General features: G+C 45.4%; 23 protein-coding genes. 18 read left to right on the forward strand and 5 right to left on the reverse strand.

From position 1 onward, the window contains the following. The first annotated feature begins 89 nt into the window (after positions 1-89). Both AC3ITG_RS04225 and AC3ITG_RS04230 read left to right on the forward strand, forming a co-directional pair. Positions 90-509: an ester cyclase gene (locus tag AC3ITG_RS04225; protein ID WP_063567144.1), complete on the forward strand. Its 420-nt coding sequence runs from the start codon at positions 90-92 to the stop codon at positions 507-509. Between the two features lie 89 nt (positions 510-598). After that, the gene (locus AC3ITG_RS04230; RefSeq protein WP_489252900.1) at positions 599-1,015 is read left to right on the forward strand and encodes a phospholipase domain-containing protein; all 417 of its coding nucleotides are present in this window, start codon (positions 599-601) and stop codon (positions 1,013-1,015) included. A gap of 40 nt (positions 1,016-1,055) precedes the next feature. On the opposite strand, the gene AC3ITG_RS04235 is transcribed toward AC3ITG_RS04230, so the two are convergent. Beyond that, positions 1,056-1,814, reverse strand: coding sequence for a GNAT family N-acetyltransferase (locus AC3ITG_RS04235; RefSeq protein WP_489252901.1), 759 nt, complete (start codon positions 1,812-1,814; stop codon positions 1,056-1,058). Positions 1,815-1,984: 170 nt separating this feature from the next. On the opposite strand from AC3ITG_RS04235, the gene AC3ITG_RS04240 reads away from it, so the two are divergent. Then, positions 1,985-2,647 carry a M48 family metallopeptidase gene (locus AC3ITG_RS04240; RefSeq protein WP_489252902.1) on the forward strand — a complete coding sequence of 221 codons (663 nt, stop codon included), beginning with the start codon at positions 1,985-1,987 and terminating at the stop codon, positions 2,645-2,647. 43 nt (positions 2,648-2,690) lie between these two features. Next, positions 2,691-3,077, forward strand: a complete 387-nt coding sequence (locus AC3ITG_RS04245) for an iron chaperone (protein ID WP_489252903.1) — start codon at positions 2,691-2,693, stop codon at positions 3,075-3,077. Between the two features lie 233 nt (positions 3,078-3,310). Here the strand turns inward: AC3ITG_RS04245 and AC3ITG_RS04250 are convergent, their stop codons facing one another. Together AC3ITG_RS04250 and AC3ITG_RS04255 are read right to left on the reverse strand one after the other, a co-directional pair. Next, positions 3,311-3,391: a putative holin-like toxin gene (locus AC3ITG_RS04250; RefSeq protein WP_489254410.1), complete on the reverse strand. Its 81-nt coding sequence runs from the start codon at positions 3,389-3,391 to the stop codon at positions 3,311-3,313. 521 nt (positions 3,392-3,912) lie between these two features. Next, positions 3,913-4,488, reverse strand: a complete 576-nt coding sequence (locus AC3ITG_RS04255) for a dihydrofolate reductase family protein (RefSeq protein ID WP_489252904.1) — start codon at positions 4,486-4,488, stop codon at positions 3,913-3,915. A 541-nt stretch (positions 4,489-5,029) separates the two neighbouring features. On the opposite strand from AC3ITG_RS04255, the gene AC3ITG_RS04260 reads away from it, so the two are divergent. From AC3ITG_RS04260 to AC3ITG_RS04325, 14 genes are all read left to right on the forward strand, one after another. After that, positions 5,030-6,613, forward strand: a complete 1,584-nt coding sequence (locus AC3ITG_RS04260) for a glycosyltransferase family 39 protein (protein ID WP_489252905.1) — start codon at positions 5,030-5,032, stop codon at positions 6,611-6,613. Positions 6,614-6,618: 5 nt separating this feature from the next. Continuing rightward, complete coding sequence (locus AC3ITG_RS04265; RefSeq protein ID WP_489252906.1) at positions 6,619-7,188, forward strand: hypothetical protein; 570 nt, start codon at positions 6,619-6,621, stop codon at positions 7,186-7,188. A 388-nt stretch (positions 7,189-7,576) separates the two neighbouring features. Next, the gene (locus AC3ITG_RS04270; protein ID WP_413375353.1) at positions 7,577-8,581 is read left to right on the forward strand and encodes a phosphotransferase enzyme family protein; all 1,005 of its coding nucleotides are present in this window, start codon (positions 7,577-7,579) and stop codon (positions 8,579-8,581) included. 210 nt (positions 8,582-8,791) lie between these two features. Further along, positions 8,792-9,322: an HAD family hydrolase gene (locus AC3ITG_RS04275; protein ID WP_413375355.1), complete on the forward strand. Its 531-nt coding sequence runs from the start codon at positions 8,792-8,794 to the stop codon at positions 9,320-9,322. A 99-nt stretch (positions 9,323-9,421) separates the two neighbouring features. Beyond that, entirely contained in the window at positions 9,422-10,597 is a 1,176-nt protein-coding gene (locus AC3ITG_RS04280; RefSeq protein ID WP_489252907.1) for a GntR family transcriptional regulator, read from the forward strand. A gap of 388 nt (positions 10,598-10,985) precedes the next feature. Next, positions 10,986-12,473, forward strand: a complete 1,488-nt coding sequence (locus AC3ITG_RS04285; protein ID WP_489252908.1) for a Vps62-related protein — start codon at positions 10,986-10,988, stop codon at positions 12,471-12,473. A 107-nt stretch (positions 12,474-12,580) separates the two neighbouring features. Next, positions 12,581-14,695 carry a DUF5054 domain-containing protein gene (locus AC3ITG_RS04290; RefSeq protein WP_489252909.1) on the forward strand — a complete coding sequence of 705 codons (2,115 nt, stop codon included), beginning with the start codon at positions 12,581-12,583 and terminating at the stop codon, positions 14,693-14,695. A 518-nt stretch (positions 14,696-15,213) separates the two neighbouring features. Further along, complete coding sequence (locus tag AC3ITG_RS04295; protein ID WP_413375363.1) at positions 15,214-17,058, forward strand: ABC transporter substrate-binding protein; 1,845 nt, start codon at positions 15,214-15,216, stop codon at positions 17,056-17,058. A gap of 95 nt (positions 17,059-17,153) precedes the next feature. After that, positions 17,154-18,152: an ABC transporter permease gene (locus tag AC3ITG_RS04300; protein ID WP_024631276.1), complete on the forward strand. Its 999-nt coding sequence runs from the start codon at positions 17,154-17,156 to the stop codon at positions 18,150-18,152. A 2-nt stretch (positions 18,153-18,154) separates the two neighbouring features. Next, positions 18,155-19,300, forward strand: a complete 1,146-nt coding sequence (locus AC3ITG_RS04305; RefSeq protein ID WP_489252910.1) for an ABC transporter permease — start codon at positions 18,155-18,157, stop codon at positions 19,298-19,300. A 32-nt stretch (positions 19,301-19,332) separates the two neighbouring features. Continuing rightward, the gene (locus tag AC3ITG_RS04310) at positions 19,333-20,373 is read left to right on the forward strand and encodes an ABC transporter ATP-binding protein (RefSeq protein WP_489252911.1); all 1,041 of its coding nucleotides are present in this window, start codon (positions 19,333-19,335) and stop codon (positions 20,371-20,373) included. Beyond that, positions 20,373-21,419: an ABC transporter ATP-binding protein gene (locus tag AC3ITG_RS04315; RefSeq protein ID WP_489252912.1), complete on the forward strand. Its 1,047-nt coding sequence runs from the start codon at positions 20,373-20,375 to the stop codon at positions 21,417-21,419. Before AC3ITG_RS04310 ends, AC3ITG_RS04315 begins: the two co-directional genes overlap by 1 nt. Positions 21,420-21,506: 87 nt before the next feature. Continuing rightward, the gene (locus AC3ITG_RS04320; RefSeq protein ID WP_489252913.1) at positions 21,507-22,538 is read left to right on the forward strand and encodes a LacI family DNA-binding transcriptional regulator; all 1,032 of its coding nucleotides are present in this window, start codon (positions 21,507-21,509) and stop codon (positions 22,536-22,538) included. Between the two features lie 33 nt (positions 22,539-22,571). Further along, entirely contained in the window at positions 22,572-23,075 is a 504-nt protein-coding gene (locus tag AC3ITG_RS04325; protein ID WP_489252914.1) for an MgtC/SapB family protein, read from the forward strand. A 104-nt stretch (positions 23,076-23,179) separates the two neighbouring features. Here AC3ITG_RS04325 and AC3ITG_RS04330 read toward each other — a convergent pair whose 3' ends face one another. Further along, on the reverse strand, positions 23,180-23,392 hold the full coding sequence (locus tag AC3ITG_RS04330; protein WP_064642138.1) for a DUF6366 family protein: 213 nt from the start codon (positions 23,390-23,392) through the stop codon (positions 23,180-23,182). A 121-nt stretch (positions 23,393-23,513) separates the two neighbouring features. Continuing rightward, on the reverse strand, positions 23,514-24,119 hold the full coding sequence (locus AC3ITG_RS04335; protein ID WP_489252915.1) for a hypothetical protein: 606 nt from the start codon (positions 24,117-24,119) through the stop codon (positions 23,514-23,516). Positions 24,120-24,381: the final 262 nt, after the last annotated feature.

A 24,381-nucleotide genomic window follows, 5' to 3' on the forward strand; every position in this document is an offset into this window, starting at 1 on the left:
GAATTAGTATTTTTAAGATACAGATAACGTAGTAAGTATTAGTTCCTTCTGGTACAATGCATGATAAAACGAAAAATGGAGTGGATCGGATGACACCAGAACAGATTGTCAGAACTTTTTTTGAAGAAGTGCGCTCGGGTCGTAATCTTGATTATGCCAATACACTGATGGCCGAGCAGGTACTGGCTCACCAGGTGATCTCGGAAGAGGAAGTGACAGTCACAAGAACGCCCTCCGTCTATGCGGATCATGTGAGGGAAATGATCGAGGCGTACGGGGATTTTTCGCTGCAGATTCAGGAGTTGCTTGCACAGGGAGATAAAGTATATGTACGCTGGAGACAAGTGGGTACTCATGTTGGAGAAGTGGATGGATATGCGCCGACCAACCTGCCCGTGATTGAAATGGCGAGTGCGGTATATCGAGTGGAGAATGAGAGAATTGCAGAATACTGGATTCAGATCGACAGGCTGGGGATCGAAAAACAATTGGAGCGCAATCAGAGCTGATAACCAGCTCTTTCACAGGAGAGATTTCTTAAACTGTATAATACAGAGATATAGCAGGTGGAGGTGACATCATAAAACACATCACAAAAATGGCAATGGCTGTTCTAGCCGCCACCGCGATCATTACTACAGTAATAACAACAGCATCAATGAATAATGAAACAGTTGTCACTACATCCACGGCATTATCAGTAATTAATAATGAGGAGCTCGCAGGTACTGCGACTACGAAACAGTTTAATATCCCGGTGGGATTTAAATATGTGAAGGTGAGCTTTAAAAACACAGGTTCGAAAGCGTTCACGTTCACGATCAACCAAGACTCTACTGCTGGAACCGCAAAAATGTCTTATACTGTCCCAGCAGATGGAAAAGAGCATACTTATTGGAGTGACCAAGCTTGGTCAACGGGTTGGTTTTATGTGAGCTTGTCTTCTGCACAAGGGATGCACGGCAGATTGAGTGTGCGTCTGGGTACCGACCTCAATAAACTGAAAAGTTTGTAAAAGCCATCGGCTTATGCTGGTGGAGTGATTGTAGGAAAGCCTAAGCTTCCTTGACCCTATACCAGTATGTATAGATTTCCGAGAATCCAAGCTTGGCATACAGTTTTAATGCGGGAGCATTATTAGCAACTACTTGCAGGTAACTGGAGGTAGCGCCATTCTCTTTTCCCCAATGCAACAGATGAAGGATCATCTGCTCGGCCAGTCCCCGATTCCGAAAGTTAGCGTCCGTAATGATGTCATACAATCCAATATAACCTCGTTCCACCACACCGAATCCACAAGCAACGGCTTGTCCGTCGATGAACAGCGAGATGAAACCTGTGCGCGTACGGATGTTGGTCAACATTTGTTCCATCGTTCCCCGCTGCAGATCATTTACCTGATTTAGTCTGCAAAAGTGATCCAACCACTCTCCGGTTAACTGTTCGTCCATTTTTACAGCAGAGTGCTCAGGCTCCTTAATGGTTTCCAGGCTCCGGGTCTGAACCCGGCTCAGATCCACAACATCATACCCCTTTTCATGCAAAAGCTGGTCGAGATGATCCGGCTGGATAAACGGCGTAATCTTGAATATGGTACTTAACTGATTGGAAGTGTAGATTCGCTCGCAGTGCTCGATCTTTTCATGCACATCTTGGGTAGAGTAGTGGAGGGGTTGAATAGAGTTGGCACGCTTCGTGTATCCCTGTGCAAAACGAAGTACCCATCCGTCAAAAAGCAAGGTGGATAAGGGCTGCCAATGGTTGAGGGATAGTTCCTCAATGGTTTTGTAATCCGGATTCGATCTAGGGGTCATATCTATCCTCCTAACTTACGATTTTATAATAATACATATTAATGAATAAAAATTCAATACGAGATATATAATGTCGCTAAACATTATGCATAGAGTTACTGAATAGGTTACAATCTGAATGAATAAATCCAAATTTTGAAATTGAAATATTGGAAGAAGTGGAGCAGGTTATGCTAACTATTGAAATAAACAATCACATCATTAACTGTCACATCGAATATGGGAAACGGAAGAAAGCTTCCATCACGATGGATTTACCCTATATGGTCACAATCAAGGCTCCCAATGGTACCAGCGAAGACATGATCCGGCAGCTTGTTGCGCAACATGGGGAAGTAATTTTGACGAAATCAGCTCTGATGCAGCAGGCGTTGGACGGTCCTCAAGCGAAAGAATATGAAGAGGAAGGCAAAGGGAAGTTTCTACTCTTTGGTAAGGAACATGCGCTGCATGAGTTAATTAACGTAGAGGGATGTTCGGAAGAGGATTTGCGTGCGAATCTGAAGAAGTTTTATGTTGCCGAGTGTAAAAGAATGATCGGTGAGCGCATCGGCCGTTACCAGCAGGAGTTGAAGGTGAAGCCGAAGTCTGTGGACATCGTGGAATCGGCGACCAAATGGGGAAGCTGCAGTTGGGATAAAAAGCTGACGTTTAACTACCGCTTGGCGATGGCTCCACTAGAGGTGATTGATTATGTGATCATTCATGAGTTATGCCACATCCATCATATGAATCATGATCGTTCGTTCTGGCGCCGACTGGGCAGTATTATGCCCGACTACAAAGCCAAGGAAGATTATTTGATGCGAAATGGCCGAGCCATGACGTTGTGAAAAATAAGCGTACCACGAATGGACGTGGTGGAAGGAGTTTAAGATGTCAGAGAGTACTTCTTTTGATGTGCTGGTAGATGAATATATCGCGCAATTTCCTTCAGATGTACAGGTCAAATTACAATCATTAAGACAGATTATTCGCGATTCCGCTCCCAATGCCGTGGAGAAGATCAGTTACAAGATGCCAACATATGCAGAGCATGGGAACTTGGTTCATTTTGCAGCGTACTCCAAGCATATCGGATTTTACCCGGGTGCCAGTGGGATCGAAGCGTTTAAGGAAGAACTCTCACAGTATAAAGGAGCCAAAGGGTCGGTTCAATTTCCATTGGATCAACCATTGCCAGAAGAATTAATCCGCCGGATCGTGGAATTTCGAGTGCAAGTGAATGTGGAAAAGGCTCGGGAAAAGAAGCGAAAGAAGTAGTGGATAGTACCGTAAATATATGTACGAGTAATAGGAATTGTATGAGGATCAACACGGTTTATATGTGACTTCAAAGATTTGAGTATGGTATAATTAGAGCAGATTAGACGTAAAATGCAAAGAGAGCCGTGCTGGTAACACGACTCTCTGAGCAATAGCCGCTTTTAAGGGCGGTGGGCTTCGCTTAGAAAGATGATCATGAATAGACCGCATCCTTTTGCGAGGGGGGCGGTCTATTTGTGTTTATCGGACAGAATGGCAACGATGAGCGTACCAAAGGTAAGCATCAACATGATTGCTTCAAACACTGTCACAGGGCATCCCTCCCTTCATGGCGAGGTAGCCGACCGACCCTTTAAGCCTATTCTATTGCTTTGTTGATTATAGCATATATTGTAAGAATCCAAGGTGTCAGAATCTGCTTAAATGTAACTCACTCTTTAGGCTAATTTATGTTAAGGGATGTTTTCAGATGATCAAATTCACTCTCGAACAAGTTCTGAAGGATAAGGGTATGTCTATGTATGCTTTGGCTAAGAGAAAACAGGAGTTCGTCTGAATACCATTGGATAATGGGTAACGGAGGGGTTTTGAAGTCAAATCGATCACAATCGAAACCCTTGGGAAAATTTGTGAAGACTGGAATGTTAGCCAGGCGACTTAATCAAGTATATTGACGAGAAGTGATGTTCAACGATTAGCTTAAAGTCCTATACTCTTTTTAAAAATGGCTATGTTAAATTCTAATTTGTGACCATAAGAAAACCGCCTTTGTGAAAAGGCGGTTAATTTGAGCTAACGTCTACCGTTAGCGTAAACACCTTAAGTGACAAGGTCATCTTACCGTCTGGTAAACGAGACCTATGGCTCCAGAATCAAAGGTCTTATTTTCGATTAGCTTAAGATTGATCTTCTCCTTGAGGCCTTGGAATAATGGCAATCCCTTACCGATTAGTACGGGAGAAACCGTAATTTTATACTCATCAATTAAATCAAGCTGCATAAGGTGGTGTGCGAACCTAGGACTGCCGAGGATGACCATATCCTTGCCTGGCTGCTGTTTAAGGTTATTGATCTCTTCTTCGATATCTTCTTTCACGAGTCTTGCATTATTCCATTCAACGGTCTCCAGCGTCGTGGGAAAAACAATTTTGGCTGTTTTTTCGATCCACTCGGCATGATCCCGTTCATGTTGCGAAGCTGATGGGTTCGAAGGCACAGATGGCCAGTAACTGTGCATCATCTGATAAGTCCCACGCCCCCAAATGACAGTGTCGGCAGTACTCAGAATTTCTTTCGCGTGTTTCTCCAAATCAGCATCGTAGGCAACCCAGCCAATGTCCATTTCGCCATTCGGCCCTTCTACAAAACCGTCAAGCGATGCGTGAAGAAATAGAACGAGTTTTCTCATTTTCAGTTCTCCTTTGTGCATGAGGGATATCTAACTTTACAGTTACTACATTTTGCCCTAATTCAACTTGGGTTGTTTCTTATGGATTGCTAATCCCAAACCTGCCCGTTAGCTTAACAAGAAGAAGCAGAAGGCCGAAGCTTTATGTTCATGTCGGTGACAGTAAACAGGCACGATTCGACCAACATATTTTTCTTATTCGATGAGGTATCCTCATATTCCTTGTTGTCTATATAACGGAACCCAGCCAAATATAATTTTGCGAATATTGGTTGCAAACACCATTGAAGCGCGCAATGCGGACAAACAAGCCCATCTTTGTACATCTGCTCTTGGATTTCGTCAATTGCATATCAACATTAAGGTTTAACAAAGTCAAAAAAATAGAAATACGGACCGTTACCTTATCCAAGGGACGGTCTTTTTTGTGCTTGAAATCATCCCCCAATGAGTATTCTTAAGCATGAATCTGAATTCAGCCTTTTTTCAGGTAGAGGCATTATACTATTCCCGAATCCTGTACTGGAAAAGGAGTTTTGGCATGTCTAAGGTGATCCATAAGTCGCTATATCTCATTCTGCTTGTTTTTGTCGGCGTGTTTATCGTTTCGTCCCTGTTTGTACGGGCGCAGTACAACTACACCTTGTATGGGGATAATCCGATTCTTGGTACGCAGCAGTGGAGTATTTTTATCCCGGTGATTGCTTTGCTTCTGGTTTCGGGTATCGGGCTATACCGCCTTTGCCTGAAGCTGAACAAATACAGTCCAAAGGTTGTCGTTCCGGTGGTGCTGCTATGTTCTCTGGCCATTCAAATCATAATTATCTTCGTATTTCCACGAGTGCCTACGGATGATTCACAGACCGTGCTTTCACTCGCGATGAACATGCTCTACGATCAGGACTATTCATCATTCGAAACGGGCGGATATCTGCACATGTTCCCGTTCAACATTTCTACCGTCTTGTATCTAAAAACATTGCTGTACCTGTTCCCGGATAATTATCTGGTGATCAAGCTGTTCAATATTTTGTTTTCAACGTTAACGACATTAATGATTTATCTCATTTATAAACAGTTAAATAATAAGTCCGCGGAACGTGATTACGGAGTTCTGATCTTTGCAGCCACGTATCTGCCATCCCTGTTCCTGAACAACCTGATCTATAACGATGTAATTGCTACGGCATTTCTAACGTCTTGTTTATACTTTTTGATTCGGTTTATACGTGAAAAGTCTTGGCAGACGATCGTCATTGCCGCCATTCTGCTCGCGATTGGCAACTACTTCCGAAGCATTGGCGTGATAGTGCTTATTGCTGTTATATTAACCATCCTGCTGAATATGCGAAGTATTGGATTCAAGAAAGTGATTGCCTCCATCTTCGTGCTGGCTATTCTGTTTAACGTTCCAGGGTGGACTCAGAATGCGGTATTAAAATCTTCAGGTGCTGTAAGTGAACCTGTTGGGGAAAATTCGGCACCGGTCTATATGTGGCTGAACATGGGTATTAATCTGGAACGATTCGGCTTTTGGGACAACATGGAGAGCTACCAGATCTATCAAAGAGAAGCCAATTATAATAAAGCTGAAAGTACAGAACTGTACAAACAGGAGATTGAACGCAAGCTGTCGGAAGCCAGCTTAAGTGACTTGGCCCAGATGTATTACAAAAAGATCATTTGGACGTGGACCGAAGGTACCTACCAAATGGATCGATATGGCATCGGCAATGAAAGCTCCTCGGGTATGGGAGGAGGAAGAGGTGGCGGAATTGCCGGCTCCTACAGTTATACCAATGCGGTAACAGACTTATTCAAAGGAGATTCCGTCTACCGGACGGGGGTGCTTTGGATCGTTTATGTGATAAATTTCATGATGTACTGTTTTATTTTTATTCGCTTAGTCGGTGGAATTCGTGGAAAGCGGTATGACGAAGTCTCTTTGATTCTGGTTATTCTCGGATTTATCGGGTTCTACATTCTGTGGGAGATTAAATCGAGGTATATCTACCCCGTATATCCGCTGCTGGTTGTATTGTCGTACATGGGATTCAAAGATGCGTATAACTTCATGTTTCATAGAAAACTTGGCTGGGAACGTTCTTCCCTGAGAAAAAGGTGATCCGTATGCGGAAAAATAGTTATCTCACATCGGCTATGCTCTTGTTGTTGGCCTGTTCAGTTTTGCTCTCTGCCTGCGATGCAATTACTGCCCAGAACATTACGAATACCGGTTCTGCACAAGGTATGAATGGTGGCGGCCCGGGCATGAATGGAGGAACACAGAGGGGCGGAGGGCAAGGGATGAATGACAGAACAGGCGGTCAGGACGATATGCGGGGGATGATGAATGCCGATCTTACAGGCAGAGTGATCTCTGCCACAGGGAGTACCGTCACGATCTCGTTGCTTGAAGTGGAGGATAACTCATCCACAGATTCCAATAATGGAAATGGAAGACGATCAGGCGCCTCCAGAGGCGGAAGCATGGATATGAAAGATACGTGCATCGAAATGAAATTGAACATCAGTGAGGATGTGGATATCACGGAAGGCATGGGCGTGGGTACCCCAGGCAACAACCAAAATGCTAATTCATCCATTCAGGTGTCTGATCTGAAAGAGGGAGATGTCGTTATGGTTTGGTATAAGGAGAACACCGAGACCGTAGAGCGAATGGTTGTTACACAGTCTTGATATTCGTTGCCGATAATCATCTGATGGAGTATTATGGAAATGACTTGTTTTTCGGAAGGAGTGAGCGTCATGAAACGACGGGCTAAGATGATGCAAAGTGTGACAACAACAATTAAGGTGATTACGAACTGAATAGATCCGGCAGAGCAACGGACACATGGCGAAGCATTTGGAGTTTGCTAATGTGACGATCTGAAGTCTGCCGACATATAGGGATATAACTGCTCATTTTTCCTGGTGTACACGAGGTTTATTTGCTTATGCAATAATCCTCGTGTACCTAGAATTTTTAAAGCCGCAGGCATAGCCTGCGGCTTTTTGCGCGCAAAAATAGGATTCGGAACTCTAATAGCGTTCTATATTAAATGACCACTAAGGAGATATGCCCATGTTAAAACTTAAATATTTATTCCATAATAACGATCTCGCCGAGATGATTTTGAAAAACTGGAGTTATGATCCGGAGTCACTGGACATGTTCCAGTATTATCGTATATCCTCCAATGCCGTGTATCCGTTCAGGGATCAGGGAAAGGTTCACTTGCTTCGTTTTGCCCCTGTAGAGGAGAAAAATCAAACCAATCTTGCAGCGGAGCTAGAGTTCCTGTCCTATCTTAAACTAAACCAATATGGTGCCATGGAAGCTGTACCTTCCCATGCAGGAAAAGAGCTGGTAGAGGCTCATACGCCTTGGGGAATGTATTATGCCTCCGTATTCAAACGAGTTCCCGGTAACCAGATGGGCAGTATCGATTTAAATGACCAGATCGTGTATAGCTTTGGTGAGGCATTGGGTAAGCTGCATGGTTTATCCCGCGAATACAGACCCAAACAGGCGACACGCTGGACTTATACCGATGTACTGGATTGGATTAAGGACGTGCTGGATGAGTTTCCTGGCGAGACTGCAGCGCTCAATGAGGTAGAAGTTCTCCGGGATTGTTTTGCAGATTGGCCCGTTACCCAGCAGAACTTCGGGTTAATTCATTATGATTTTGAACTGGATAATGTCTTCTATGACGAGGAGAGTCATTCCTGTTACGCCATTGACTTCGATGACGCCATGTACCACTGGTACGCAATGGATGTGGAGCAGACTCTGGATAGTTTACGGGATGAAATTCAGCCAGATGAATGGGAACAGAAGAAGCGAATATTCTTGCAAGGGTATTGGAAGGAAGCAGGAGACGCCTATGATATGGAGTCGATGTTCCCGGCATGTCGTCGCTTTGCCAATCTGTACGGTTATGTACGTGTGCTTCGATCTGGGGCAGAACAATGGGCGCATGAGCCGGAATGGATGAGTGGATTAAGAGCAAGGCTGGATAAAGCGATGGCAGTAAAAGCAAAACAGTTTGGTCAGCAGCAGCCCCTCCAACTACCGACCAATTGATCCTCATTAATTTTCCAGCAAAGATGATTAGGGTTAGATCAGGCCTCTGCATAAGCACAACGAAATAATGATTGATTTTTTATTCGTCTCCATTGTAACATTAGATTAAGCGCTATACCTTTTATTAGAACATCAATGTTGGATTACATGGTCAAGTGGAAACCGGCAAGTCGTTTCACCAATTGAATGAAGAGGACGGTCATAACGAACATGGACGACAAAAAGTTAATTATCTTTTTTGACAGCGGCGATACCATCGTTGATGAATCGACCGAGATTCGGGACGAAGAAGGAATTGTTCTGAGTGCGGATCTGATTCCGGGTGCGGATATCACGATTCAAAAGCTTCATGAAAAAGGGTACACGCTGGCCTTGGTTGCTGACGGCGATGCACAATCCTTCAAGAACGTATTTAAGCAGCATGGACTTCATGATTATTTTAGCGCAATGATTATTTCGGAGAATATTAAAGCCAGCAAGCCAAGCCCGCGGATGTTCAAGGCAGCAATTGGTGCCCTTGATTTGTCGGAAGGGGATTTTTCAAGAACAGTGATGATTGGCAATAACCTAAGCCGTGATATGAAGGGAGCCAACGCACTAGGCATCACCAGTATCTTTCAGAGCTGGACGCCGCGTTATCCCCATGAGCCGGTGGATGAAACAGAACGTCCGACTCACACAGTCGGTGAACCGCTGGAGCTGATTGAACTTATTGAACGACTAAATGCCGAAGTCAAATAAATAAATGTTTGCTTGCATGCCCTTGAGCAGAAGGATTGAATGTCATTCTACCTTCTGCTCAAGGGCTATTTTTACTTTTTTACATGAGAAAATGATAGAATGATCGTAAAAACCGGAACTGGGGTAGGTGTTCACATGGAAGAACCACATCGGAAGCCGTTGTTGTACTTGCAAACTGCCGATTTGGTGATGGAAGAAATCCGTAACCGGAAATTGCAGCCACATGATCCCGTGCCTTCAGAAGGTGAGCTCGCCAAACTGTATTCTGTCAGCCGTATGACAGCCAAGCTTGCGCTGCAAATTTTGGAGAAACAAGGTATTGTCTATCGGTTGGCGCGGCGGGGTACATTTGTGTCGGGTGATTATTTGGGCGGCCCGGGTAAGGAGTCATTATCGGGGAATGTAACTACAGACAAGAAGCTTATGAAGCGAAAAATTGCCCTGTTGTTCCCCAATATGGATGATTACGTAGCCAGAATTATAGCATCCGTCGAGCAGGAAGCACGTAAATCAGGGTGCCAGCTGCTCATTCGGATCACTACGGATAAAGAGGATGAGAGCTTCTGCTTACAAGAGTTGTACGAGGAAGGAATCGATGGAATTATTCTGTTTCCACGGGGGCGAACACGCTGCAGTGAAAAGGTGCTGGAGCTTAACCTGCTAAATTATCCATTGGTGATCATCGATCGAATCTTCCGTGAGGTCAATATTGATTGCGTCTACCATGACCATTATCAGGGTGCCTACAACTTGACGGAATATTTGATCGAAAGAGGACATCGGGAAATTGGGTATATCTCCATGCCGTTTGATGGAGTGACGAGCCGGGAGGACCGCTATAAAGGCTATGTGCAGGCCATGCTAGACTATGCACTGCCTGTTAACGGTCGCAATATTTGCCTGGATTGCGCAGAGGATTATATGCTCAACCTGAATGGAGCGAATCTCCAACTCAAGGATTTCATTCAAAGTAATCCCGCAATGACAGCCGTTGTTTGTGCGGATGATTATATCGCGACTTCTTGTCTGTACACGTCCTTATTCATCCACAAGCGGGTACCTGAGGAACTGTCCATCATTGGCTTTTCCGACATCCAGTTAGCGAGTCTACTGCCCGTTCCGCTGACTACGGCAAGACAAACAACAGAGAAGCTTGGACAGGCAGCAGTGAATTTGCTGTGCAAACGTATGGAAAATTCCCGAGAAGGAGCTTTATCCATCAAGGTAAACACAACCATCATCGAACGAAGCTCCGTACGTAATCTCAATCAATGAGGATCGATCCGGTTCCGCCATTTAAACCTTCCTTATCTCGCTTTGATGATAAGGGAGGTTTTTTTATATATCAGTGACATATATAATTTGCTATCTTATTCAAACTCAATAATGCACAATATGTTATGTTCGTTACCGTTTCATGCAAAAATATTGTAAATAATAGTAGTTATATGAAGTTTTTATAGAGAAAAATTTACACTTATATCATTGTATATGTCAATGACATATATTAGTGTGAAGGTATGCCACTTATCTTTCAAGGATGAAGGGAGGATATTCCAGAAAGCGCTACCATACATCCTGGGAAATGACCTGCAGAGCCAAAAGAAATGAACGTACGAACGTTGGCAATAAACGAAATCATTATTCGAAGAGGAGCCCGAATATGACAATCAAATCCTTGCTTGCAGCTTCGTTCTTGGCAGTATCTCTTTTCTTTCCACTGGCGCAGCCTGCGCAGGCGGCAGAGGACAATGCCGTAACGGTTTACCAGGATGGAGACTTTGGAGGCAGCTCCCAACCGTTTGGGATTGGTCAGTTCAATGTGAATCAGCTTAACGTGGTTGGCAACGACAAAATATCTTCGGTAAAGGTAGCCCCGGGATATCGATTGACCCTGTATCGAGACAAGGATTTCTCCGGTGATACCAAAACGCTGACAGTCGATGCGGGATGGCTTGATGATTTTAACGACGCGACCTCCAGTCTGAAAGTAGAGAAGATCGGAGGCCCCAATAAACCAGTTATCGCATATTCCAATTCGCCTTATGGAGGTTTTGAGCAGCAGTTTGATATTGGCAGCTATAATGTGGATGAACTGAAGGCTGGAGTAGGCAATGATGCCATCTCTGCACTTCGCGTAGCCCCAGGGTATAAGGTAACATTGTACAAAGACTACAATTTCGCTGGATACTCCAAGGTTCTGACCGCAGATGCGATCTATGTTGGCGGAGATATCAATGATTCGGTATCTAGCCTGAAGGTTGAAGCTATCTCGCCGCTCGATGCCACATCAGTTGCCGTTCCGGGTAACGATTACAGCGACACAGCCAAGCGTGAAATATTGCAAACCTTTGCACCCAAGATCTGGTTTGCCCAAGGCGAAGTTTATTTTCCGTCCTCGGTAGAACATACCCTGCCTTATGTGGATCGCTATGTGAATCCAGGTTCAGGCTTATATGAATTCAAGACCAAAACGGAGTTGAATCCCTATACCCTGAAACTGCCGTATTTTACGGGCGATCTGGCTAATGCGCCGATCTACGCGTTTTGGGTGGAGAAGGAGTATAACAACGTCGATCTAGTATATTTCCAGTTCAGTCCCTATGATCTTGGGAAAACGGTGTTTGGCACGGAAGTGGGAGATCATGTCGGAGACTGGGAGCGGGTCACGGTCAGATTGGCAAAGTTCACCGATCAGAACAGTAACTATGTGAAGCCGGTTCAAGTTTACTATGGCGCGCATTCTTTTGGTACAACCTACTCCTGGGGTGAAGTGGACAAAGTAAACAATACACATCCTGTCGCTTATTCCGCGTTTGGTTCCCATGGGATGTGGAAAGATCCTGGCAATCATGTCTATCAGGAACTTGTCGTGACCCAGTTGATTGATGTAACGAATCAGGGAACGGCATGGGATACCTGGAACAATATCCAGGCTTTTCAGTATTATCCGAATACCCGAACAGGCAACGGTCTGGGAAATGCTTGGCCTTCATGGCTGGACAGGGATTACAGCAATCCGAACAGCTTATCTGTCTATAAATTCGGAAATCCGTCCCAAGGCTCCTTCTTTGGTCAGCCTCTACTTGCAGGAGGACCAACAGGACCGCAGGAAAAAGGCGCATTAACGAATGATGTTATTTTAGATTAGGCGATGATTAACGAGGGGACTCGCTTTCACATGAAGCGGGTCTCCCATGCTTATTGTTCAAATAAACAGTATTAACTGTGAATCTAACAACGGAGGCTCAGACAACGATGACTAACCGTAAAAAAGTACATGTTGTTTTTAAAACTCACCTGGATATCGGATTTACGCACTTGGCGAAAAACGTCGTAAAGCAGTACATGGAAGAGTATGTGCCCAAAGCTATCGCACTGTCCGCGCAGTTGGAAGCAGAGGGAGGACAAGAGCAATTCATATGGACTACGGGTTCCTGGCTGATCCGTCATTATCTGAATCATGCGTCCGAAGAGGGAAAACAGGCCATGGAACAAGCGATCCACAAAGGTCATATCGTATGGCATGGATTACCGTTCACGACGCACACCGAGCTGATGGACCCCTCATTATTTCGCTACGGATTGTCCATCGGATTGGAGCTGGATAAACAATTTGGCAAAACGACCATTGCAGCAAAAATGACCGATGTACCCGGGCATACCCTGTCCATGGTGCCTTTGATGAATGAAGCGGGTCTCCGGTATATGCATCTTGGGGTTAATCCAGCTTCCATGCGCCCGGATGTGCCTAAACTGTTCAGATGGCAGGCAGCGGATGGCAGTGAGATCATTGTCAATTATGCGGACACCTACGGAGAGGCAGTCGAAATTGAAGGTATCGATGATATCTTGTTGTTTGCCCATACGGGCGACAATTGCGGACCGCCAAGCGCAGAAGAGATTCGTGAACAATTCCAGCATATCCAGGAAAGATACCCCGATGCAGAGATTATGGCTTCGTCTCTTGATGCATTTGCGGTGCACCTTGATCAGGTTCGGGACCAATTACCTGTTGTACGTGAAGAGCTCGGGGATACTTGGATTCACGGAGGCGGTACTGACCCGCTTAAAATAGCCCGATTCCGCCAGTTGCAGCGGTTAAGAGACAAATGGCTGACCGATGGCCGAATCGATCCGGCAAGCGCTGAATATAAAGGCATGAGTGATGCCATGTTGCTGGTTGTGGAGCATACGTGGGGGCTTGATGTGAAGAAATGGCTTCCAGATTTCCGGAATTATGCCAAGCCTGACTTCAACCGGGCGCGGGAAATGAACGACGTCGATGTGGAGGATATTCCTGCAAAATTTCAATATATCGGTGCATTCGCCATGGACGAGTTCGACAGTCATTCCAGCGGACTATTCTCTTCAGAGACGAGCCGCCGTACCTATTCCATGATAGAGAGCTCTTGGGCGGAACAGCGGGGATATTTGGACACGGCTGTGGCGTTCCTGAGTGATGATAAACAGAAGGAAGCGAAGCAAGCTTTTGAACAACTAAATCCAGTTAAAAGTGTATCTTCCGGTACTGTATCTGCGGCATGTCATCAAGTTTATAGTAGTGGCGGATATCAGCTGGCCTTCAATAACAATGGTGCACTGATTCAGCTGACGGACGAGAAGGAAAAGAATTGGGTGGACGCGAAGCATCCGTTCGGAGCCTATGCCTATGAAACCTTCGGGACGCAGGATTACGACAGGTATTTCCGTACCTATATGCAGAACCTGCTTGTGACCCATCCTTGGGCGGATGCCGATTTCAGCAAGCCTGGCTTTGAATTTGTGCGCCCGCTGCCAAGCCATCAGGTGTACTTGCCAATCGTGACCGATATGCACAAGTCAGGCAATGCTAATGGTGATACGTATGGGTTCCGGTTGTCCATGCCAACAGAAAGTCATGAATTGTACGGAGCACCCAAGGAACTGGAGCTGGTATATACGTTTTCACAGGCAGGAGTGGTAGAGGTTAGTTTGCAATGGTTTGGAAAAGAAGCGAATCGTCTTCCAGAGGCCAGTTGGTTTGGATGCGGACTTAAGGTGGATAACCCCAATCTGTGGATGATGGACAAGCTTGGAGGACGAATCTCTCCGTTGAATGTTGTAAAAGACGGCAACCGTAATCTACATGCTGTAGACAAGGGAGTATTCTATGAGGGCACAGATGGCCAGGCCTCTATTGAAGCACTGGATTCCGCTTTGGTCGCACCTGGACAGAGAAGACTGCTGCAATTCGACAACTCGTTTGTTTCGCTTGAATCCGGGTGGCAGTTTAATCTGCATAACAATATCTGGGGTACCAATTTCCCAATGTGGTTCGGCGAAGATGCCAAATTCCGCTTTCGACTAAATACAGCTGCAAACCGCAAATAAGAGAAGTTCATGTAGAATTTTACCAAAAATTGATGATCGGATAATAATCCTAGTACAATTGGAACCTATACTTGGATTTATGAGTGAGGGTGTTGTTTGAGCAGATCAGAACTGTTCGGAACTATTCCTGAAATGAATTTGAAAAAACAGAATTTTTTTGTGAAATCCCTATTGCTTGAACGTAGTCATCCATGTATTATATACAAATAAAGCGTTTACATTTTCTTATATGTCAATTAAACCGGTTTAATTCTATGAGATGTTTTCCCGATTGAGAACCTCTATTGCATAAAAATTAAACCGGTTTAATTGTATCTACATATGTACATAAAGGGTTTATTTCGTTAGGGAGGTGAGCGCCAACCAGAGCATATTTAGGCAAGTTAATGGCAAATCCAAACGTGGAGGGGTTTAGCTTGAAAAGGAAAAGCAACTTGTTAATTGTTCTTGTCCTAATCACGACAATACTGGGGGGATGCTCCACATCTTCGTCTAACAACGAAAATGAGGAATCAACAGTGAAAGAACCTGTTGTTACGGACAACAGTGCCAAAGAAGCCCCGATGCTGACAAAGCTTGTCGATGAAGGTAAATTGCCTGCCCTGGCTGAGCGCCTGCCGGCTTCCAAAGACATTATGGTTGAAGAGGTCGTCGAGGAAATCGGGCAATATGGTGGAGATTGGAACATGCCTTGGACTGGTGTTCCTGATAAGTGGGGGATAGGCCAACCGACAGAGGAAGCGCTGTTCCGTTTCAACAAGGAAGGAAACAAGGTTGAGCCAAACGTAGCCAAGAGCTATGAAGTGAATGATGATTCAACCGTGTTTACCATCCATTTGCGAGAAGGCATGAAATGGTCCGACGGTGTTCCTTTCACTGCGGATGACGTTCTCTTTTATTGGGAGCATATGTTGACCAAAGAGACCTTTGGCAAAAAGATCTATGACGCTTATTATTCCGTTGACCCTGTTACCGGGGATAGAGCGTTGGCTGAAGTGAAGAAGGTGGATGACTACACGTTTACCGTAACTCACAAATATCCAAGTGTGCTCTTCCTGGAACGTGTGGCCATCGATAACAAATGGTTCTTCGCTCCTGCACACTTTCACAAAACCATCCTTCCTGAGTTCGTTGGGGATGCCAAAACACTGGAGATTACGAAGCAGTGGGGCTATGAAGATCCCAAAGTATTCTTGATGGAAACCGGGTATACGGATTGGCTGCATTACCAGATTCCTACACTCCGAGCATGGGTGCCAACCAATGATCCTAACGGCGATCAGTTTGTCATGGAGCGCAACCCGTACTACTGGAAAACAGATAAAGAAGGCAAACAGCTTCCGTATATTAACCGGATTGTAGCGACCAAGATTCAAGATCCGAGCCAAAAGGTACTTGGAACGCTTGCCGGTGATTACAACCTCGTGATCTTTGATTCCAAAGACTTCACGGTACTGAAAGAGAATGAGAAAAAAGGTGACTACCGTATTATCCCTTGGACACAACCAGCTTGGTCCAGCGCGGGAGTACAGTTAAACCAGACTACGGAAGATCCGAATCTCCGCAAACTGTTCCAGGACATCAAGTTCAGGGAAGCACTCTCCATTGGGGTGGATCGTAACCAGGTGTCTGAGATTGTCACCAGTGGACTGGGAGAGCCGATTCAAGCTTCCGTACCGGAAGGCGTAATGGGCTATCAGGAAGGGTGGGCCCAGCAGTGGGCGGAATACGATCCTGAACGCGCTAACCAAATTCTTGACGAGTTAGGTTTGAACAAGCGGGATAAAGACAACTTCCGTCTGAACCCTGACGGATCCGAGTTGACTCTTACCGTGATTGAGAATACGACCGATACAGCACCATTCCTTGAATTGCTTAAGAAATACTACGAGGATATGGGGCTGCGAACGAACCTGAAAGTGGTTGACGGAGGCACTCATTTTGATATGAAATATGCCAACAAGATTCCGATGACTACCGAGAATATTTCTGTCGTCAACGTAGCCTTCCGACCGGATACAATGGTTCCGCTCCGTGTTATCACACCATGGTTCGGCCATTACGGCTTATACAGCCAATCTGGCGGCAAGGAAGGTGTCAAGCCTGAAGGGGATGTCGCTAAGATCCTTGAGTATTGGGAAAAAGTGAAAGCAAGCAAGACACTGGATGAAATCAATCAGTATAGCAATGAGATTGTGAAACTGCACCAGAAGAATCAATGGGTAATCGGATATGCGGGACCAACTCCGGTGCTGATTACAGCCTCGAATAAAATTCATAACATCCCTACGGATCTCATCTGGTCCGATGAGTATCGCTCGCTGGGTCAAGGCCATCCGGCACAATTTTTCATCAAGCAATAGCTGGTGAAGCATTCAGGTAAACAATAGTGAGGAGGGGCTTATCCTTGCTATTGTTTCCTTTTGTATCATTCACGCGGTGCAGAGGAGAGGAATAGATGTTTGAATACATTTTAAAACGAATCCTGTTGGCCATTCCTGTTGTTGTTGTGATCTCCTTTATCGTCTTCTACATTATTCAATTGCCACCTGGCGATTACGTATCCTCCTACTCAGCCAAGATGTCCGCATCTGGCGATATCATGACCCAGGCTGAGATGGATGACATGCGGGCGAATCTGGGGCTCGACCGGCCAATCTATGAACAATATTTCGTCTGGGTAAAGAAAATCATTCTGCATGGCGACTTTGGTTTCTCGTTCAACTATAACAAACCGGTGATGGCGGTGATTCAGCAGTATATGGGACTGACTCTGGTCGTCTCGCTGGTGACAATGGCCTTCCATTATATAATCGCGATTCCGGTTGGGATCTATACGGCGGTAAAGCAGTATTCTGCGGGCGATTATTTTTTCTCCGGCCTGAGCTTTATCGGAATGGCAACGCCCAACTTTTTGTTAGCCATTATTCTCATGTTCTTTTCCTATAAGTGGTTCGGTAATCCATTGCTCGGCTTATTCTCCAACGAATACGTGAATGCGCCGTGGTCCATGGACAAGGTAAAAGACTTAATGCAGCATATGGTGATTCCGGTTATTGTTATCGGACTTTCGGGTACTGCGGATTTGATTCGGATCATGCGCGGACAAATGCTCGACGAGTTGAACAAACCGAATGTCATTACTGCCCGCGCCAAGGGCTTATCAGAGATGCAAATCCTGTTCAAGTATCCGACACGTGCAGCCTTGAATCCTATTGTGAGTACCTTTGGCTGGTCACTGTCCTCCATCTTTACCGGCGCTACCATTACAGCAATCGTATTGAACCTGCCGATTCAAGGGCCAGTTATGCATAATGCATTACTCGGTCAGGACATGTATCTTGCTGGAACCTTTTTATTGATCATGGCTTTGCTGACGGTTCTCGGAACATTGATTTCCGATATTTTGCTGGCTTGGCTTGATCCCAAAATACGTACAGAGTTCAGAGGATCCTAATTATGAGACCACTACCGTTATTTAAAGGTCAAAGGCCGGCAGTCCCCGTAACAACAGCACCCAAAGATACTGTATACAGCTCGCAGTGGAGGCTGATATACCAGAAATTCAAGAAACATAAGTTGGCCCGGATCAGCATGTACATTCTGGGCGCATTTTACATCATCGCACTGTTCGCACAGTTTATCGCGCCGTATGGGCTGCAAAGCTATGACAGTAAATACGTGAATGCCCCGCCAATGGGACTTCGATTTGTCGATGCGGACGGCAAGTTTCACATCAAGCCGTTTGTATATGAATTGAAGAGTGAGCGTGACCCCGAAACATTGCGTAAAATGTTTGTCCCGGACACCGAAAAAAAGCATTTCTTCAAGTTCTTTGTGAAGGGAGAAGAATATAAGTTTCTAGGTCTGATCCCCATGTCGACGCATTTGTTCGCTGTAGATGAGCCGGGGCGGATATTCCTGCTAGGTACGGACGGTATGGGGCGTGACCTGTTCTCCCGGATCGTGCTGGGCAGTCAAATCTCGCTGAGCATCCCGCTGGTCGGCGTAGGCATTAGCTTTATTCTGGGTTTGATTATTGGAGGCATCTCCGGTTATTTTGGCGGCTGGATTGATTCCATGATACAGCGCATCATCGAAATCATACGTTCCTTTCCGACGCTGCCGTTGTGGATGGCACTGTCTGCTGCAATTCCGCCACGTATTCCGGTCGTGACCATGTATTTATACATCGTTATCATCTTCGCTTTTATTGGCTGGACGGATCTGGCACGGGTGGTCAGAGGCAAGTTCATTTCGTTGAAGAATGAAGATTATGTAATAGCTGCAAAGATCGCTGGTGTAGGGGACGCAAAGATTATCGTCAAACATCTGCTGCCAGGCTTCATGAGTTATTTGGTCGTGGCGACAACCCTGGCGATTCCGAGCATGATTCTGGGTGAGACGGCTATGAGCTTTCTCGGTCTTGGCGTACGTTCGCCGGCAACCAGTTGGGGTGTGCTGCTTCAGGAGGCGCAAAAAATTGAAAATGTGGCCCTTTATCCATGGAAGCTCATTCCGCTCGCTTTTGTCATTCTGACTGTATTGACCTATAACTTCATCGGCGATGGCTTGCGAGACGCGGCTGATCCGTACAAAAAATAATTGTCCAAATACTAGGCAAGCGAGGGGATAGCATGGCAACTCAAGCTGTTGATAAGGAGCAACCTTTACTGTCCGTTCAAGACCTGAAGATTCGGATTCAGATGGAAAATGGCGTCATGAATGCCGTGGATGGAGTCGACTTCAATATATACAAAGGCAAAACCCTTGGGCTGGTGGGGGAATCGGGCTGCGGCAAAAGCCTGACAAGTCGATCGATCATCAGTATCAATCCCAAGGAATGTGAAACGAGTGGAACAATCACTTACAATTCCGACTCTGAATCGACTCTCCATGGTCTGAATCTTTTGTCTCTTAAGCCGACGGGCAAGCAGATCCGCTCCATCCGTGGGCGCAAAATCTCGATGATCTTTCAGGAGCCGATGACGGCCTTCTCACCGATGTATACCATCGGGAATCAAATCATGGAAGCGATCCGAATTCATCAGACGAGGAATAAGAAAGAGGCCAAAAAAATCGCGTTAGAGATGCTTAGCAAAGTCGGGATTTCCGATCAGGCCAAGCGTTTCGATCAATATCCGCATGAATTCTCGGGAGGTATGCGTCAGCGGGCGATGATCTCCATGGCATTGTCCTGTAACCCCGAAATTCTGATTGCGGATGAGCCCACGACGGCGCTCGATGTGACCATTCAGGCTCAGGTATTGGAACTTATGAAAAGCCTGCAGGCGGAGTTTGGCATGGCTATTCTGCTGGTGACCCATGATCTGGGTATTATCGCCGAGATGTGTGATGAGGTTGCGGTGATGTACCTCGGGAGAATTGTTGAGCAGGCTCCAATGAGGGAAATCTTCAACAATCCGAAGCATCCTTACACGAAAGGGTTACTTAAATCGATGCCCAGACTGGGAGGGAATAAAAGCAAACGGCTGGATTCCATCGAAGGTTCCGTTCCGATCCCGATCAACATGCCTCCAATGTGCGGATTCTATGATCGCTGCAAGGACAGGATTGAAGGCGTATGTAATCAACAAGTTGTGCCGAAAACCGCGATTTCCGACCAGCATATGGTCAGATGTTTCTTGTACGCGGACCAGAGAGAAGGAGAAGTATAATGACCAAACCCATTCTTGAAGTCCTCAACCTGAACAAAAGCTTTCAGGTCAAATCCAAAAAAGCCCTGTTCAAAAAGCCTAAACCCATTCATATTTTGAATGAAATTTCATTTGAACTCCTTGAAGGGGAGACGCTCAGTATTGTCGGCGAATCCGGGTGTGGAAAAACAACGCTCGGACGCTGTATCGTCAGAGGTGTGGATGCTTCTTCAGGCAGTGTAGTCTATCATGCGGAAGATGGAAAAGAAGTTAATTACCTAAACTTGAAGGGCAAAGAGATCAAGGCATATCGCAGGGACATCCAGATGATTTTTCAAGACCCGTATTCCTCACTCAGCCCCCGAATGAGCGTATTCGATATTATCGCCGAACCGCTGATTGCGAACTTTAAGCTGAGCAGGGCTGAGGTGGAAGCGAAAGTGATGGAGATTGCGGAGAAAACAGGTCTGAATGTGAGTTACTTGAAACGTTACCCGCATGCGTTTTCGGGAGGACAGCGGCAGCGGATAGCCATTGCGCGTGCGCTGATTACACAACCCAGACTGATTGTCTGTGATGAAGCGGTCTCTGCGCTGGATGTATCGATTCAGGCTCAGATTATCAATCTGCTCAAAGATTTACAGGAGCAATTCAAGATCACATATATCTTCATCTCGCATGATCTTTCCATCGTACAGAACATTTCCGACCGGGTAGCGGTCATGCATCTGGGCAGAATTGTGGAACTGGCGACAACGGAATCATTGTTCTCGCATCCTCAGCATCCCTATACGGAGGCGCTAATGTCAGCCGTGCCCCAACCGAATCCGGATTTTAAAAAAGAACGAATTATACTGGAGGGGGAAGTACCGAATCCGGCCAATCCGCCAAGCGGTTGTCATTTTCATCCCCGATGCTCGTATAAGACGGATAAATGTATCCAGCACGTTCCTGAACTCCGTGAAGTAGGATATAATCATTTTGCTGCCTGTCATTATGCAGAGCAGCTTCAGCTTCGCGGCGTTCCAATCGAGACTGAGGATGAGATTCAATCCAGGACATCCTAACCAACGACATGAACCTGACGATACCATCAGTCATCTTTGAACTCGCGAGGACGAAATCGAACTAGTGTTGAGGAGAGGTTGTTCCTAATGGCAAAGATTGATGATGTAGCCCGTCTGGCGGGTGTATCCAAGGGAACGGTATCCAACGTATTCAGCCAGAAAAGGCCGACGAGCAAAAAGGTAACCGAGAAAGTGATGCAAATCTCGAAGGAATTGAATTACGTGCCGAATCATATTGCAAGAAGCTTGGTCACCAAGAAAACAATGGCGATCGGGCTTACGATTCCGCACGGCAAATTCTTTTTCAGCGTGTTCCATAATCAGTTTATCAATGGTGTGATTCTGGAAGCTTCCAATTACGGATATCGGGTGCTTCTGGACATGATTGCTGCCGAAGAGGTGAAGACACCTTCACTTGCGAGCTATCCTATTGACGGTGCCATTGTGCTGGGGCCTACAGAAGACGATGACCGGATCAATCTGCTGTATCAGCATGACATTCCGTTCGTCACGATCGGCAAAATCATTAACAAGGGACTCCAGGGTGTTTCGACGGTCAATAACGATAATAAACAGGTTATCCGCGATATTTGCGATTATTTGCTTGGACTGGGGCATCGGAACATCATGTTCCTGAACGCCGGGGAGCAGATGACTGTTTCCATTGAACGTACGGAAGAATTCGTCCGTGTGCTGCAGGAGCATGGTGTGATGATCCAGCCTGGAATGATTCATTATAAACCGGGTATTCATTCAGACAAGTATATTAAATACGGCTATGACGAGACACTTCATAATGTGAAGAATACCATGGGGAGGGTTACGGCCATTATCGCAGACGACGACCGTACTGCATTTAGCGCCCTTAATGCCATCAACGACGCGGGTCTTCGTGTGCCAGAAGATATCTCTTTGTTTGTAATCTGCGGTGATCAATCCATGATGCACCAGGTAAGGCCTTCTTTGACGGGAATGGATCTGCAACCATCTGAGCTGGGTGTTCAGTCGGTAAGGCTGCTCATGAATAAGCTAGGTATTTTGGAAGGAACGTATGAGAATAACAGGATCGTGCCTAGCAAAATCATAGAAAGAAACTCTTGTTCCTCGATCAAGAATTAGCAAGAATGAGTTTCGGATGTAGTGAGGTTAAACATGATAACGTTTACATCCTGGATGGGCAATTCTGTACCTTTTGAATATTATGTTCGAATTCTGATCAGTGCTGTGCTCGGGCTGTTAATCGGATTCGATCGGACCCATAAAAACAAACCGGCGGGCGTAAAGACGTATACATTTGTCACGGTCGCTTCTGCATTAATTACAATCGTATCCATTGAGAGCGTTGAAGTGTACGGACAGCTGCATAACCGTACGATGATGGATCCGATGCGTCTGGCGGCTCAAATCGTATCGGGTCTGGGCTTTCTCGGAGCAGGACTCATTATGAAGGCCGGATTTGAAGTGAAAGGTTTGACATCTGCAGCGATGATTCTATTTGCAGGTGGGGTCGGTATTGGTACGGGCGCCGGTTTCTACGGAATTGTGACCTTTTCTATGGCGGTGGCTTTCTTTTTCATCCGGGTTGGGGGTTGGATTGAGAAGCGGGAGCACAAGAAGCTGGTGGCAAAGGAAGATAAGAAGGATTTGAGTGCTTAAATGGTTGAGTATTTTCTGCAAACGAATAAGCGTATTCGATGGTAAGTTTTGAATACGCTTATTTATTCAAGTAGCGAAGAATGCATAGTTATCCCTATCCTTATTTAAAACACTAATTTATAAATTACATACCCTATGACCAATAATATAATGAGGATTCCAGTGCCTTTCCATCCCAAACCGCCAACTAAATCTGCGAAGCTTCCAAATTGAGCACGATTTATGCCATCACCGAACGTACCCATAGGATTTCCCTTTAATTCTTCTTGTCTCAAACGTTCTCTTTTTTCTTCGGGTGTTTCTTCTCGAAAATCCATGTAACCACCCCTGAGATTTGATTTTTTTGGTGAACTGAACCTATATTCAATAAGAGCACAGGTGGTCCGAAGTAAGTCAGGAACGCTTTGTGCTCTTTGCTGTATTCAAATGATGTAGGACTTATGGTTCGATGCTTAGATCGAAATCAGGCTCACACATATAGTCGATCGGGTAGAGATCATCCCGCGCGGAGATTAATGCACGAAGGTGCAGGTAACGATTATGGGGTTGCACCACAACACCACCGATAGAATAGGGGACAAGTTCAGCTACGACGAAAACATCCTCTGCATTATTACATTTGAAGATTACGTTGTTCGGATTACACACTTCCTCCATATAACTGTAGGTCATGACATGGAAGGAACGACCTTTCCAATTCGTCTTAATCACTTTATAGGACTGAGTCTGTATAAGATCGAGATAACGCTCCAGTGCAAAGGTATGCTCGAACTGGGTGATATACCCCTTTTTATCCACATCAATCGTAAATTCCACATCATAGCTTACGTGAAACTCTTCCTTGTACGTTCCCTTCATCATCTTCATTGCATCAAAGTAAGAACCGAATCCAGGATCTACGATGTAGGGAATGGCAATGAGTTTAGGGTCAACATGATGAGAAATCTCGCTGTTGCTGGAAACGCCCGTATTCAACTTGTTAGGCTGAAGGTTAATTGATCCAATCATGCTCCCGGGGAAACCGGGACTGCAACTTATTCGCATAGTCATCTCCTTCGTTGTTAGTTAATCATTAGACGAAAGAATGAAGGTAAAGTTGCTCCAGAATAAGGAAAGGCATAAGAGTCATATCGATTAGAATTTAGATTTGTTAATTTCGTGTTAACCAGCTTACGAACTATGGAACGACCATTTCAAGCCCGCGTTCATTGCGGGCTTTTTTTCATGCAAGGGATAGTATAGTGGAGATGAATTCTTACTCTTGTTTGGGGCATTTTGTTATATTCAGAAAAATATAAATACTTTT

Source organism: Paenibacillus sp. GL_099_B (assembly GCF_057835695.1).